Annotated in this window: 11 protein-coding genes; 8 read left to right on the top strand and 3 right to left on the bottom strand. The window is 70.0% G+C overall.

The window, feature by feature from the left end:
- Nucleotides 1-39: 39 nt before the first annotated feature.
- Nucleotides 40-3,939 carry a GH92 family glycosyl hydrolase gene (locus ACH4DX_RS24155; protein ID WP_398156652.1) on the top strand — a complete coding sequence of 1,300 codons (3,900 nt, stop codon included), beginning with the start codon at nt 40-42 and terminating at the stop codon, nt 3,937-3,939.
- Here the strand turns inward: ACH4DX_RS24155 and ACH4DX_RS24150 are convergent.
- Nucleotides 3,893-4,354 (bottom strand): ATP-binding protein, encoded by a 462-nt coding sequence (locus ACH4DX_RS24150; RefSeq protein ID WP_398115637.1) that lies wholly within the window; start codon nt 4,352-4,354, stop codon nt 3,893-3,895. The two genes, ACH4DX_RS24155 and ACH4DX_RS24150, sit on opposite strands and share 47 nt — an antisense overlap.
- A gap of 111 nt (nt 4,355-4,465) precedes the next feature.
- On the opposite strand from ACH4DX_RS24150, the gene ACH4DX_RS24145 reads away from it, so the two are divergent.
- From ACH4DX_RS24145 to ACH4DX_RS24120, 6 genes are all read left to right on the top strand, one after another.
- Entirely contained in the window at nt 4,466-5,287 is an 822-nt protein-coding gene (locus ACH4DX_RS24145; protein WP_398156651.1) for a Scr1 family TA system antitoxin-like transcriptional regulator, read from the top strand.
- The gene (locus tag ACH4DX_RS24140) at nt 5,284-5,523 is read left to right on the top strand and encodes a DUF397 domain-containing protein (protein WP_398156650.1); all 240 of its coding nucleotides are present in this window, start codon (nt 5,284-5,286) and stop codon (nt 5,521-5,523) included. Before ACH4DX_RS24145 ends, ACH4DX_RS24140 begins: the two co-directional genes overlap by 4 nt.
- An 8-nt stretch (nt 5,524-5,531) precedes the next feature.
- Nucleotides 5,532-6,212, top strand: a complete 681-nt coding sequence (locus ACH4DX_RS24135) for a DUF7019 family protein (RefSeq protein ID WP_398156649.1) — start codon at nt 5,532-5,534, stop codon at nt 6,210-6,212.
- Complete coding sequence (locus ACH4DX_RS24130; protein WP_398156648.1) at nt 6,213-8,249, top strand: HEAT repeat domain-containing protein; 2,037 nt, start codon at nt 6,213-6,215, stop codon at nt 8,247-8,249. It abuts the gene before it with no gap.
- 117 nt (nt 8,250-8,366) lie between these two features.
- The gene (locus ACH4DX_RS24125; RefSeq protein ID WP_398156647.1) at nt 8,367-8,981 is read left to right on the top strand and encodes a Uma2 family endonuclease; all 615 of its coding nucleotides are present in this window, start codon (nt 8,367-8,369) and stop codon (nt 8,979-8,981) included.
- Nucleotides 8,982-9,143: 162 nt separating this feature from the next.
- Nucleotides 9,144-9,536 (top strand): VOC family protein, encoded by a 393-nt coding sequence (locus tag ACH4DX_RS24120; RefSeq protein ID WP_398156646.1) that lies wholly within the window; start codon nt 9,144-9,146, stop codon nt 9,534-9,536.
- A gap of 468 nt (nt 9,537-10,004) precedes the next feature.
- Here the strand turns inward: ACH4DX_RS24120 and ACH4DX_RS24115 are convergent, their stop codons facing one another.
- On the bottom strand, nt 10,005-10,208 hold the full coding sequence (locus tag ACH4DX_RS24115) for a hypothetical protein (protein ID WP_398115650.1): 204 nt from the start codon (nt 10,206-10,208) through the stop codon (nt 10,005-10,007).
- Nucleotides 10,209-10,260: 52 nt separating this feature from the next.
- The gene (locus ACH4DX_RS24110) at nt 10,261-13,578 is read right to left on the bottom strand and encodes an RHS repeat-associated core domain-containing protein (RefSeq protein WP_398156983.1); all 3,318 of its coding nucleotides are present in this window, start codon (nt 13,576-13,578) and stop codon (nt 10,261-10,263) included.
- 491 nt (nt 13,579-14,069) lie between these two features.
- Here ACH4DX_RS24110 and ACH4DX_RS24105 point away from each other — a divergent pair, with 491 nt between their 5' ends.
- Nucleotides 14,070-14,840: a hypothetical protein gene (locus ACH4DX_RS24105; protein WP_398156645.1), complete on the top strand. Its 771-nt coding sequence runs from the start codon at nt 14,070-14,072 to the stop codon at nt 14,838-14,840.
- Nucleotide 14,841: the final 1 nt, after the last annotated feature.

Below are 14,841 nucleotides of genomic sequence, written 5' to 3'. Positions count from 1 at the left end.
ACAACGTTGTCCGGATCGTGCTTGGAGGGGACTCAGGGGATGGGACACAGACCTCGACACGGAGGCCGAGGGGCGACAGGGTATCGGGGCGGCGGGCGCGGCGGGAGTGGGTGGCGTCGTGCGCCGGCCGCCGTCGGGTTCACCGCGCTCGCGGTGCTCGCGGCCTCGCAGGGCGTCGCCGTGGCCGGGCCCGAGCGGACTCCGGAGGCGGAGCGGGCGTTCAGCTCCTCGTTCGAGCAGGGCGACGCGCAGCCCGACTGGCTGAGCACGGTCGAGACGGGGCCCGACGGCAGGAAGCGGGCGGGCGGCGTCAACGGCGGCTTCAGCTCCGGGATTCCGGGCGGCGTGAACGACCGCGTGGTGGACGTGCGGGCCAGCGGTGAGAACGCCGGTGCCGGGGAGACCAAGGAGAAGCTGGTCGACGGCGAGCAGTCGACCAAGTGGCTGACCTTCAAGTCGACCGGCTGGGTGGAGTTCGAACTGGACGCGCCCGCGAAGGTGGTGCGGTACGCGCTCACCTCCGCCAACGACCACCCGGAGCGCGACCCCAAGGACTGGAGGTTGCAGGGGTCGAGCGACGGCGAGGACTGGAAGGACCTCGACAGCCGTACGGGGGAGAAGTTCGCCAGCCCCTTCACGACGAAGAAGTACGAGTTCGAGAACGCGGCGGCGTACAAGCACTACCGCCTGGAGATCACCGCCAACAACGGCGCGGGCGACGCCCTGCAACTCGCCGACGTGCAGCTCTCCATAGGCGGCAGCGACACCCCCGCCCCGCCCGACGACATGCTGAGCCTCGTCGACCGCGGCCCCGCCGGGTCCCCGACCGCCAAGGCGCGCGCCGGGTTCTCCGGCAGGCAGGCGCTGCGGTACGCGGGCACGCACACCGCCGAGAAGCGCGGCTACTCGTACAACAAGGTCTTCGACGTGGATGTCGAGGTGCGCAGGGACACGGAGCTGTCGTACCGCGTGTTCCCGTCCATGGCGGACGGCGACCTCGACTACGACGCCACGAACGTCGCGGTCGACCTGGCCTTCACGGACGGCACCTATCTGAGTGACCTCAAGGCCACCGACCAGCACGGCTTCCCGCTGACTCCGCGCGGGCAGGGCGACGCGAAGGTGCTGTACGTCAACCAGTGGAACGACGTCGTCGGGCGCATCGGGGAGGTCGCCGCGGGCAGGACGGTGGACCGCGTCCTCATCGGCTACGACTCCCCCAAGGGCCCGGCGAAGTTCCGGGGCTGGCTGGACGACGTGTCGCTGAAGGAGACCCCGCCCGCGAAGCCGAAGGCCCGCCCCTCCGACTATGCCTCGACCACGCGCGGCACGCACTCCAGCGGCGGCTTCTCGCGCGGCAACACCTTCCCGGCGACGGCCGTCCCGCACGGCTTCAACTTCTGGACGCCGGTGACCAACGCGGGCTCCGTGAGCTGGCTGTACGACTACCACCGCGGCAACAACGACGACAACCTTCCCACCGTGCAGGCGTTCAGCGCGAGCCACGAGCCGAGCCCGTGGATGGGCGACCGGCAGACCTTCCAGGTGATGCCGTCGGCGGCGAAGGGCACCCCGGAGGCGGACCGCGCCGAGCGGGCGCTGGCGTTCCGGCACGAGAAGGAGACGGCGAAGCCGCACTACTACGGCGTGACGTTCGAGAACGGGCTGAAGGCCGAGATGACGCCGACCGATCACGCGGCGATGTTCAAGTTCACCTATCCCGGTGACGACGCGAGCATGATCTTCGACAACATCGAGGTCACGGGCAACACCAAGCACAATGTCGGCCTGACCCTCGACAAGGAGAAGGGGGTCGTGACCGGGTACTCCGACGTCAAGTCGGGCCTGTCCACAGGTGCGACGCGGATGTTCGTGTACGGCACCTTCGACCGCCCGGTCACCGACGGCGGCAAGCTGAAGGGCGGCGGCACCACCGACGCCACCGGCTATCTGCGCTTCTCGCCCGGCAAGGACCGCAGTGTCTCGCTGCGCCTGGCGACCTCACTGATCAGTGTCGACCAGGCGAAGGCCAACCTGGACCAGGAGATACCGTCCGGCACGTCCTTCGGCAGGGTCAAGGAGCGGGCGCAGGACAAGTGGGACGACATCCTCGGCCGAGTGGAGGTGGAGGGCGCGAGCGAGGGCCAGAAGACGTCCCTGTACTCCAGCCTGTACCGCCTCTATCTCTACCCCAACTCGGGCTTCGAGAAGGTCGGCACGGAGTACAAGTACGCCTCGCCCTTCTCCGCGCAGACCGGACCCGACACCCCCACCCACACCGGCGCGAAGATCGTCGAGGGCAAGCCGTACGTCAACAACGGCTTCTGGGACACCTACCGCACGACGTGGCCCGCGTACTCGCTGCTCACGCCGAAGAAGGCGGGCGAGTTGGTGGACGGCTTCGTGCAGCACTACAAGGACGGCGGCTGGACGTCGCGCTGGTCCTCGCCCGGCTACGCGGACCTGATGACCGGCACGTCATCGGACGTGGCGTTCGCCGACGCCTACGTGAAGGGCGTCAAGGGCTTCGACGCGAAGGCGGCGTACGACGCGGCGGTCAAGAACGCGACGGTCGCGCCCGACAAGTCGGGGTACGGCCGCAAGGGCATGGGCACGTCGCCGTTCCTCGGCTACACGCCGTCCGAGACGCACGAGGGCCTGTCGTGGGCGCTCGAGGGGTACCTCAACGACTACGGCATAGCGAAGATGGGCGAGGCCCTCTACAGGAAGACGGGCAAGAAGCGCTACAAGGAAGAGGCCTCCTACTTCCTGAACCGCGCCCGTGACTACGTCAACCTCTTCGACTCCAAGGCCGGGTTCTTCCAGGGCAAGAACAAGAAGGGCGACTGGCGCGTCCCCGCGGAGAAGTTCGACCCGCGCATATGGGGCCACGACTACACCGAGACCAACGCGTGGGGCTACGCCTTCACCGCCCCGCAGGACTCCCGCGGCCTCGCCAATCTGTACGGGGGCCGCAAAGGTCTCGCGAAGAAGCTCGACACGTACTTCGCGACACCGGAGACCGCGTCGCCCGAGTTCGCCGGTTCCTACAACGGTGTCATCCACGAGATGACGGAGGCCCGTGACGTACGCATGGGCATGTACGGGCACTCCAACCAGGTCGCGCACCACGCCGCGTACATGTACGACGCGGCCGGGCAGCCCGCCAAGACGCAGGAGAAGGTCCGCGAGGTCCTCTCCCGCCTCTACACCGGCAGCGAGATCGGCCAGGGCTACCACGGCGACGAGGACAACGGCGAGCAGTCCGCCTGGTACCTGTTCTCCTCCCTCGGGCTCTACCCGCTGGTCATGGGCAGCGGGGAGTACGCGATCGGGTCGCCGCAGTTCAAGAAGATGACCGTGCACCTGGACAACGGGCGCGACCTGGTCGTCAAGGCCCCCAGGAACAGCGCGAAGAACGTCTACGTGCAGGGGTTGAAGGTCAACGGCAAGCGGTGGAACTCCACCGCCCTGCCGCACCGTGCCATCGCCGAGGGCGGCGTCCTGGAGTTCGACATGGGGCCGAAGCCGTCCGCCTGGGCGACCGGCAAGGGGGCCCAGCCGGTGTCCGTGACGGACGACGACAAGGTCCCCTCGCCGCGCAAGGACGCCCTCCGGGTGGAGGGCGAACTCTTCGACGACTCCTCCGCGACCAGCGCGAACGCCGCCTCGGTCGTCCTGCCCGTGCAGGCCCGCACCAAGGCCGTGCAGTACACGCTCACGTCGGCGGACAAGGCGTCCGCGCCGCGCGGGTGGGTGCTCCAGGGCTCCCGTGACGGGGAGGAGTGGTCCACCCTCGACAAGCGGTCCGGTCAGTCCTTCGCCTGGGACAAGCAGACTCGGCCCTTTACCGTGGGCAAGCCCGGCTCCTACAAGAAGTACCGCCTGGTGTTCACCGGCGGTCGGGCCACCCTGTCGGAGGTGGAGTTGCTCCACTGACGTGGGTGAACTCGGCCCACACGACCTTTCCCGGGTCGCGTGGCTCGACGCCCCACTTGTCGGCGAGCGCCGACACCAGTAGCAGGCCGCGCCCCGACTCGCCCACTCCCCCCTTGGCGAGCCGGGGCCGGCCGTCCCCGCTGTCGTGCACCTCCACACGGACTGCGGTTCCGGCCTTGCCGATGCGCAGCAAGTAGCCGCGGCCCGGGGGGACTCCGTGCAGGAGGGCGTTCGTCGTCAGCTCGCTGACACACAGGACGACCGCGTCGGCGGCCTCGCCCTGGACCCCCCAGATGGCCAGGGCCATGCCCGCGAAGGCCCTGGCGTCGGGGACGGAGCGGCGCACCCGGGGGTAGAACCGGGAGAAGAGGGGCGCCGGGGGCGCCGGGGGCGTGGGGGAAGTTTCCTCGTTCACGTGACGAGGGTCACAGTGCGTTGCCATCATGGTGCAGTGAGTGAGGTCGTACAGCTTGGCTGTACGGGCCCACTTCGGTGAACGTACGAGTTCCAGGGGGAGTTGTACCGCATGAGCGGCGCGAGGCGGCGACGAAACGCATCGGCGATGAAGATGGTGGGGGCGCTGCTTGCCCTCCACCGGGAGGTGGCGGGGTTCACCCAGAAGACTCTGGCTGAGCGCATCGTCACCAGTGAGGACCACGTCGCGTCCATCGAGCAGGGTCGGCGGCCCCTGAAGATGGACCTCGCGGTGCAGTTGGACCAGTTGCTGGCGACTGGCGGGACTCTGGCGACTGCGGTCGAGAACATGCCGGAGGTGGACCTCGTTCCGCGATGGGCCGAGGAATACATGGACCTGGAGCGCGAGGCACTCGCGTTGTCTTGGTACGACAATCAAGTCCTGCCAGGACTGCTTCAGACGCCAGACTACGCACGAGCGGTGTTCCACAACGAGGTTCCGGTGCTTAGCGATGACGAGATCGCACTGCGTACCGCCGCACGCATGGAGCGCCAGGAGATTCTGCAACGCAAGGAACCGCCGACAGTCAGCTTCGTCATCTCGGAGGCGACATTGCTGGACCGTCTCGGCGGGACTGAGGTCCACAGGGCGCAGTTGCGCCACCTCCGCGAGGCGGCGGTTCTGCCGGGCGTCACCCTCCAGGTGATGCCAGTCGGTCGCAGCTTCCACGCTGGGCTGTCCGGCCCGTTCACTTTGATCGAGACCCCCGAGCACCAGCGACTCGGCTACACCGAAGCCCAGCGCGGCAGCCAGCTAATCGCCGCTCCTGACGACGTGTCCATTCTGGAGCGCAAGTATGCGATGCTGCGGACACAGGCCCTCAACCCCGAGGAGACCAGGGCCCTGTTGGACCGTCTGCTAGGAGAGCAATGAGCACCGCATTGCAGTGGTTTAAGTCTAGCTACAGCAGCGAACAGGGCGGCCAGTGCCTCGAAGTCGCATATCGGCGGATCAAGTCCAGCTACAGCACCGAACAGGGTGGCGCCTGTCTGGAGATAGCCGCAGCCCCGTCGGCCATCCACATCCGGGACTCCAAGAACCCGCGCGGAGCGCACCTCACCGTCAGCCCCGACGCCTGGGCGGCCTTCCTCGCGCTGCCGCGCACCTGAACCCCCAGATGCGCTACTACCTCTACCTCTCCACCGCCAAGGTGGACATGCTGTACGGGCAGATCCCGCCCAAGCTGCTCAAGCGCCTCGCCGTCGAGGCCAAGGTCGACCTGAAGGTGCTCAGCCTCGCCGTACAGTCGCCGCGTACCGAAGTAAGCACGTACGACCGACTCGACCTCGTGGAGTCGTACCTGGAGCGGGAGTCCGACGTCGGCTGGATGACGGAACCCACCGCCTGGTTCCGGGGCGACCTCGCCCTGCGCATCGCCGGGTACGGCGAGGTGAACAAGCCGACCCTGATGACGGGCCGCGACGGCGACACCGTGGTCGCGCTCATCGGCTCCGCCCACCACCTGGTGGGCTACGAGGCGCCGCCGGAAATGGGCCGCATCGGCTTCTCGGGACTGCCGTCGCTCTTCCGGCTGCTCCAGGACACCCCGCCGGAGTGGGAGAGCCAGTTCAACGTACGCTCGCTCGGCGGCCGGATGCCGAGCCGGGGAAGCGTGGCGCACGAGGTGCTGCACGCCGCCGAGACGCTGACGGTGCCGCCGGTGTACTGCGAGTTCCTGGCGCGGCGGTTGCTGCGTTCCACCGTGACGCGGGAGGACGGCGAGGAGCTGACGATCGTCGTCGGGACACCGCTGTACGTGGCGATGTCGGACCAGGTGGACGAGGGCGAGGGGGCCTGAGTGGAGCGGGCGGCGTCCATCTCCGACGTGATGCGCCTGCGCATGGCGGGCGACGTCGCGGGCCTCTGCCGGGCCACGCGGTCGGAGAACCACGACGCCGCCGTGTACGCCACCGCGATGCTGGGCGCCGCCGTACGCACACCGGCGGTCGTGGGGACGCTGCACCTCTGTGCCACGCGGGAGGGCGAGCGGCTCCCCGGTCTGCACTGGCACGCCCTCGCGTCCCTGGGCAGGCTGCGCGTGGAGACGGCCGTGCCCCTGCTTCTTCGTACCCTGGCCGAGTCGGACCACAACCACCGGCAACTGGACGAGGTGGCGTGCGAGGCCCTGCTGGCCATCGGTGGCCCGGCGGTCGTCCGCGGTCTCGTGGACCTGTGCGAGCGGTTGCCGCACGGCCGGGGATACTGGACGGTACGGGTGCTCGACGCCCTGGCCGCACTGCGGGCACCGGAAGCCGTGACGCCCCTCCTGGCCATGCTGTGGGGATATCTGCCCGAGCTGGCGGAACGCGCCGTGCGCACGCTCGGCGCGATCGGGGACCCCCGGGCCGCCTCCGCCCTGCTCGTCCTCGCGCACTCCCCGGCCTCGGACACGCACCTGCGCCGCGCCGCCGTCGAGGCGTTGCACGCGCTGCCCGCCGCCGGGTGGCCGCCCCCGCACCGCTACCCGGCCGCCGAGGAACTCCTCCACACCGCCCAGCGCGACCCGGACCCCGAAACGGCCCGCCTCGCCACGGCCCTGCTCGCCCGGACCGAGGACGGCCGGTCCCACCTGTGGGACGTGCTGCGCGGGGTGGCGGACCCCTCCGGCACCGGCTGCCCGCCCCACGCCGTGGCGGCGGTCTGCGCGCACATCGCGGCGGAGCCCGGCCTCTTCGCCGTACCGGAGCCCGGCGAACACCACGCCCTGCTCACGCGCCATCTGCGCGAGGCGGCGGCACCGCCCGTACGCCGGGCCGCCGCCCGGGCACTCGCGGCGTACGCGGGGGCCGGGGCGGCCGGTGCGCTGGTGGCGGCGCTGGGCGACGCGCACATCGGCGACACCGTGGCGGACCTCGTCGCCGCGCTGCCGGAGCCGGTGCTGTCCGTACTGGTGCTGCCCGCGCTGGCGGACCTGCTCGCGCGCCCCGAGGAAGCCGTCGCCCGGCGGCGCGGCGCGGCACGCGTGCTGGGCCTCGCCGGACGCACGGACGCGGCCCCGGTGCTCCTGTCGGCCCTGACGGACGACACGACGCTGGTCGGGGTTCGCGTGTCCGCCGCCGACGCGCTGGCCGCCCTGCGGCACACGGCCGCCGCCCCGCCCCTCGCGGCCCTGGCCACGGACGAGGAGCAGCCCGGCACCCTCCGGGCGCACGCCGTGCGGGCCCTCGGTTCGCTCGGTGTGCCGGACACGCTGCCGGTGGTGCTCGCCTGCGCGCGGTCGCCGCACGAGGCGGTGCGGGGGCGGGCGGTCGTGGCCCTGGGCGCGTTCCCGGAGCCGGAGACCGCCCGCGCGCTCGGGAAGTTCGTCACGCCCGGCGCAGACCCGGACCTCGCGCGCGCCGCCGTGCGGGCGCTGCGGGACATCGGCGGCCCGGCGCTGCCGGTCCTCGTCCGGCTCGCCCCCGGAGCGGACCGCCTGCCCGAGGACGTCGGCCACCGGCTCGTCGATGCGCTCGCCGCCCGCCCCGAGGCGGAGGCGACCGGGGCGCTGCTCGGGCTCGCCACGGCGCCGCCGCCGGGCTTGCGGGACGGGGAGACGTACGCGACCTCCGGTGAGCGCCGGCTGTCCCGATCGACCCCGGCCAGGGAGGCGGCGTCCCTCGCCCTCATCGAACGCGGATCGGCGCGGGACCTCACCCCCCTGACGGCAGTCCTGGGCCCCGACACCTGGTTCCGCGCCCACGAGCCCGCCGTCCAGGCCCTGTTGCGGATCGGCACCGAAGAGGCGTACGAACACGTACTGGCGTTCTGCTACGGCACGAAGCACTTCTACCCCTGGCACGTCGACGCCCTGGACGCCGTCGCCACAGCTCGCGGAATCCGGCTCGGTCCCTAGCCGGGCGGCCGCCCTCGGCCCGACGCGCCCCGGGCCCGGACCCACCCGTCATCACTTCGAGTGCCGGTACCGTCGTACGCAGGACCACGGCGCGTACCCGCGTCCACACTCGCACCCATGGGAGCAGTGATGACCACACCCGGGCAGGGGCGGGCCACCGAGGAGACCTGGATGTTCCCGCCGACGGACGGCTGGACCTTCGACCAGGTCAAGCACTTGGAGCTGCCCTTCGACTGGGAACTCGTGGACGGAGTGGTCGTGGTTCGTGGGCAGACCAGGTTCTGGCACAACCGGGTGCGGGACGGCATCGCGGACGCGTTGAAGGCAGCTCGCGCCGAGCCGTACTCCGTGGTCCTCGAGCAGTGCGTCATGGTGGGCGACCAGAACGTCCCGAAGCCCGACGTGATCGTGTTCGACCCCCGGGGACTCGACTTCTTCGAGGTCGAGTGCGTACCGGTCGACCGGGTCTCCCTGGTCGTCGAGGTGGTCTCTCCCGGCTCACGGCAGGACGACCGGGTCCGCAAGCCCGCGCTGTTCGCCGAGGCGAGAGTGGCGTGCTACTGGCGCGTGGAACTGGAGAGGGACAACCGCCTCGCCGTGCACGAGTACTGGCGGCACGCCGAGACCCGGGCATACATCCCCGCCCCCCTGCACCCCGTGCACCACGAGAAGTTGAGCACCGAGCTGCCCTTCCCCGTGGAGATCGATCTCGCGGCGCTGCTGGAGTTCTGAGGGGGCTCTGGGGAAGCCCTGAGGGAGCTCTGGGGCGCGACGGCACGAGTGCCGTGTCTCGACAGCGCGGCGGATCCCTGCCTAAAATCCCCGCCAGCATCGCGTGCCGGTCACCGTCCGGGTGAGGCATGGAGGTGTGGGAGATGCCCTCGGAGGCATTCCTTGGCAGTACAGCTCAACCACACGATCGTCCACGCCCGGGACAACCGGGAGTCCGCCGCCTTCTTCGCGGACCTGCTGGGACTCGTAGTCGGTACCGAATGGGGGCCGTTCGTCGCGGTCGAACTGGACAACGGCGTCACGCTCGACTTCGCCACCGTCCCCGAAGCCGACATCGCGCCGCAGCACTACGCCTTCCTCGTGTCCGAGGAGGAGTTCGACGCGGCGTACGAGAAGATCACGGCGCGTGGCACCGAGCACTGGGCCGACCCGCACGGCAAGCAGCCCGGTGCCATCAACCGCAATGACGGCGGCAAGGGGGTCTACTTCACCGACCCCGCGGGCCACTACATGGAGCTGATCACGGTGCCGTACGGCGGCCGGCCGCAGCGGTAGGACGTACGGCCGCCCCAGGGCGCGCGGGCGGGTTGCACTCCCCCCACAGGTAGTGCAACCCCCCGGCTCCTCGCCCTCCCATCCCTCACAAAAGGGCGAGGGGATCGACGGGGACTCCGAGGAGTCCGTTGCCGAGCGTAGGCGCGGTCGAGCCCGTACCGGTATGTTCCCGCGGCCAAGCGCTGTGCCGCCGCGGGGGGCGATCCGGGCACGGAGCCTGGCCGCCTACCTGCGCCTGGCGCGCACCGTCAGGACGATGCACACCACGACGACCACCGCGAGCAGCACGATCAGCCACGCAGGCATGGAACCTCCGCCTCCGCTCCCACCCCCGCCCCCACGCGCGCGAGCGAGATCGACCATGCCCTCGGCCAGTGATGAACCTTTACCGTTCCCCATCGAAACCACTCTTCCTCTCTGCGGTTACGCACACCGGCAAGAGTCCCCTCGCGTCGTCCCGGCTGCCGCTCACAGTTCGCCGCGCGTGACCTTCCGCCGGGCCAGATAGCTGACTCCCCAGATGGCGGCGAAGAGCGCCACCAGGCCGAGGCCCGCCGGTTTCCCGGCGAGAACCAGGGCCAGGCCGACGCCCGCGCCGCACACCAGGAGCACCGTGGCGAGCGTGAAGAGCAGGGAGGACGTCTTCTTTCTCCCGAAGTAGTCATCCTGCATGTCGTTCGCTCCTCCGCTTGCTGGGTTTCGCCGCCGGGCCCCGCGGTCGCGGTCAGCCGACGGCGGAGTTGAAGGTGTTGGAAGCCACTTGCCCGGCGGCCCACGCTCCGGAGAAGCACACGGCCTGGCCCCCGACGGCCGACGCCCCGGCCGTCGCCACGGACCCGCCCAGCATGACGGACTCGCACGCCAGACCGAAGCCGGCGCCCGCCACGAACCCGACGACGTCACCCCAGAGCCCCTTGGTGTCGCCCTGGAGCAGCTTCGCTCCGGCGCCTATGAGGTCACCGGCGGCTCCCAGGCTGTCCCACGGCGCGAGGCCGCTCGGGTCGATCCGGTTGACCGGGTCGCCCTCCGCGTACAGGTACGGGTTCTTCTCCTGGCCCGAGGGGTCGGGCTGGGTGAAGCGGCCGATGTTCGGGTCGTAGTAGCGCGCCGCGAAGTGGTACAGGCCCGTCGGGTCCTGGTAGCCGCCCGCGAAGCGGTAGGGCTGGGAGACCTTCTCCGAGGTCGCCGCGCGTTCCACGCCGCGGGGGCTGTAGCTGTAGGTGTTGACCTTGGTGCCCGCTTCGTCGGCGAGCGCGACGACCGAACCGAGCGCGTCGGTGAGGTAGTAGTACGACTTGCCCCCGGTCGTCATGGAGTTCAGCGTGCCCCCGGGCTCCCGGTTGAATCCCGTGTCCACACCGGCAGTGCTCTTCGCCGAAAGGCCCAGCGGCCCGTTGTGGAAGAACGTGTCCCCGAGCCGGATGCGCTCGCTCTGGTCGGTGGAGCCGTACTGGCCGTCGTAGGTCTTGCCGCCGACGGTCAGGGACGTCAACTGGCTGAAGTCCGACCAGTTCTCCTTGGTGCGCGTGGCCTCCGGCGTCGACGCCCCGGCGGTCTCGTTCCCGGACGCGTCGTAGGACCAGTTGGTGGAGTCCCCGTTCTTCGCGGTGATCTCCTGGGCGTCGTTGACGGTGTACGTGGTGCCGCGCGGGCAGCCCTGCTCCACGCCCTGCGAGGTGAGGTTCCCCGCCTGGTCGTAGCAGTACTGCCAGGAGGAGTTGACCGTGTCGCCCTTCTCCTCCTTGGCGTAGGAGAAGCGGCCCGCGCTGTCGTAGGTGTAGCTGGTCCTCAGACCGGCGACCGCGTCCGTACGGGTGCGGATCTTCGTGCTGTCCTTGCCCGCCTTCTTGTAGTCGTAGGTCAGCTCGACCAGCGTGCCCTTGGGCGAGGTGGCCTTGATCTTCTCGGGGCGGCTCGCCTTGTCCGGCGTCACCGTCTGCACCGTGCCGCCGGGGTAGGTGGTCTTCGTGCGGATGTCGTTGCTGTCGTACTCGTACGTGGTGGTCTTCCCCGTCGGGTCCTTCAGCTTCTCCAGCTTGTTGACCTTGTTCCAGGTGTAGTCGGTGACCCCGGCCGGGTCCTCGTAGGTGTCCACGTTGCCCGCGGGCGTGTACGTCAGCCTGGTCTGCGAGCCGTTCTGGAGCGTGCGGACCGTCTCGCGGGACAGCGGATCGAAGGCGTACTTGATCACGCCGGTGCCGTCCGAGCGCTGCGTCATGTTGCCGTCGCCGTCGTAGGAGTACGCCACCGTGGCCTGCGGCGAGGACACCTTCGTGATCCGGTCGCGCTCGTCGTAGGTGTACACCGACTTGATGCCGCGCCCGTCCGTGACCGCCGCCGGGCGGCCCAGGGCGTCATAGGTGTACATGGTGGGCTTGAGCGGGGCGGGCGGGGTCGCCTTGGTGAGGTTGCCCTTGTCGTCGTAACGGAAGGACGTGGACACCGACTTGGTGTCGCTCATCGTGGTCGTCGCCTTGCAGCGCTGGCCCTCGAAGCCGCCGCAGTCGGGGGTGGCACCGTTGTAGTCGAAGGTGCGCTTGCCACCACCCGTGCCGGTGACCGCGACGGACTTGGTGTTGCCCGCCGTGTCGTAGGTGAAGTCGGTCTTCTCCTCGTCCGCGCTGGTGAAGGACTTCGGCAGGTCCGTGCCCGCGATCGTCTGGTAACCGGTCAGGGAGGCCGTAGCACCGGTGGGCAGTTTGGCGGAGGTCGGGTTGTTGCGGGCGTCCCAGCCGTAGGCGGTGACGTTGCCGCCGCTGCCGCCCACACCCATCGCGTCGGTCGCCGTGTCGACGTTGTGGTTCGCGTCGAACGTGCGCGAGCGCGAGTGGCCGAAGGCGTCCGTCACCTTCGTGACCCCGCCGTCGCCGTTGTGCTCGTACTTCGTCACGTGCTGCTCGGGGTCCGTGACCGTCGTCGTCCCGGCGGACGCGTGGCTGTCGGCGGAGTACTTGTAGGTGTACGTGGGGCCGGTGTGACCGTCGCCACCCGTCTGAGTGGCGCGCAGCATGGAGGTGACGCGGTTCTCGGCGTCGTAGGTGAAGGCGGTGACCCGGCCCTCCGGGGTGGTGATCTTGGTCAGGCGGCCGGCGGAGTCGTAGCCGAAGCGGGTCGCCTTGCCCTCGGTGTCCGTCGTCTTCGCCAGATCACCGTCCTCGTTGAGGTCGAGGACGGCTGTGCGGCCGGTGTGGTCCTTGGCCTGCCACTGGTTGCCGTACGTCTTGACCAGGTCGATCCAGCGCCCGGAGCGGGTCTCGGTCAGCTTGAAGCCCTTGTGCTCCTCGCCCTTGTCGTGCTGGTCGACGGTGATGGTGCCCTTGTTCTTGTCGGTGACCTTGGTCAGGGTGCCGTTGGCGTCGTAGGTGTCCTTCACGCCCGACTTGCGGCTCGTGAGGGTGTAGGTGCCGTCGGCGTTCTTCTTCAGGTCCTTGGAGTAGCCCTTGGGCGTGGTGAGGGTGCCGTCGGCCTTCTTCGCGAAGCGCACCGCGTCGCCCGTGGCGTCGTACACCACCACCTCGTTCGTGAACACGTGCAGATAGCGCTCGTACTCCTGCCACCACCGCTGCGACACCTTCCCCGAGGGCGCGTCCAGCGAGTTGTACGTACGGGCGAGGCGCAGCTTCTGGCCGACCCCGGCGACGTCGAAGTCCGTCGCCGCCAGCATCAGGTTGCCGTTGGACAGGTTGATCCGCGCCACCAGGGAGTCGGTGACACGGAAGTCGGACATCTCGTGCCAGGGCACGGCCCCCTGCCCCTCAGGCACGTAGACGCGGCTGCCGGCGCGGGACTTCAGCGCCCCGGCGGCCTCGCCGGTCCGGGCCCGCTGCTTCTGCTCGGCCCGCCACGCCGCCTGCTCCGGCGTGGGCTCCGCCTCCGCGACCGGGGCCACGGGTTCGGTCCCCCCGACCTTCACCGGCGGAACGGCGAAGGGCTCCTTGGGCTTGCCCCACACGGACGACGGCCCCGGGTCGGGAGCCGCGGGGGCCGCGAGGGCCGCCGTTCCCGACGCGGCGAGCGACAGCGCCGCCACCGCCGCCACCATGCCGTAGCGGGTCGATCTGCGGGCACGCCGAAAAGGCGTGCCCGAGGCACGTCTGGACATGTCTTCCCCCACAAGAAGAGACATCACAGCGACCACGGCGGTCACTGGAGGCGCACACGTTGCCACAGCCCCTTCACAAACCGGTGTGCCGTGCCCCCGAATTTGCACACCATGCACACTGAAACAGGTCAAGTACGGGCACGGTCGCGGGGGCCCGAAGGGTGACGCACAGCGGCCTCCTCCTCGCCGTTTTCCACCCGCTGTCCTGGTCGTTCGGTGCCAGGCACCGCGACGCGCCTCCCCCCGGGGACGAGAACATGCACGGGGCAACTACGCACCGCACAAACGGAATGGCGCAAACGCACGCCATCCGATGCGGGCGCAAACACCAGCGAAGCCGTCGAGTCAATCCCCCAGTTCTCGGGATACCGGCGGCCCACCGGCTCCTGCGACCTTTGTGGCACGAACCACTACAGCGGGAGGACCAGGACATGAGGCGATGGACGGCCGGACGCGTGGCGGGACCGGTGCTCACGGTCGTACTCGGCGTGGGCGCACTTACGGGCACGGGCGCCCCGGCTTCGGCGAAGGGGGCGGCGGCGGGGACAACGGGGGGCGCCGCCGCCTCCGGCTATCTGAACCTGCACCAGTGCGCGTACTACGCGAGCTCCCTCGACGACCACTTCAGCACCTTCGTGACGCCGAGCGCCGACAACCGGTACACCACCGGCACCAAGCGCGCGAGCACCGCCGACACCACCGCCACCTGCGGCCCCGGCAACGGCAATCACGTACCGATCCCGGTCCTGCACGGCGTCAAGGCGCTGAACCTCGGCAGCGGCCGCTACCTCAACCTCCAGCAGTGCGACTACTACCGGGTCGCCAGCACCGACCGCTTCACCACGCTGGTGACGCCGAGCGGCGACGGCAGGTACTCCACGGGCACGAAGGTCTCCAACACCCCGGAGACGAGCCCCACCTGCGGGCCCGGCAACGGCAGCCACGTACCCAACCCGGGGCTCTCGGGCGCCGAGGCCCTCGACCTCAACGCGGGCCGCTACCTCAATCTGCACCAGTGCGTGTACTACTCGGAGCGGCTCAAGAGCCACCTCACGAGTGTGGTGACGGCACCCGACGCCCGCTACTCGACCGGGACGAACGTCTCCGGCACCGCCGACACCAGGCCCGTCTGCGGCCCCGGCAACGGTGACTACGTCCAGATCCCGATCCTGTCGGGCGTCAAGAGCGTGGCGCTCGGCTGAC

The organism is Streptomyces sp. NPDC017940 (assembly GCF_044328435.1).
In the GTDB taxonomy this organism is placed as follows: domain Bacteria; phylum Actinomycetota; class Actinomycetes; order Streptomycetales; family Streptomycetaceae; genus Streptomyces.
The sequence above is the reverse complement of the archived record's forward strand: the minus strand, read 5'-3'. Positions and strand labels throughout refer to the sequence as shown.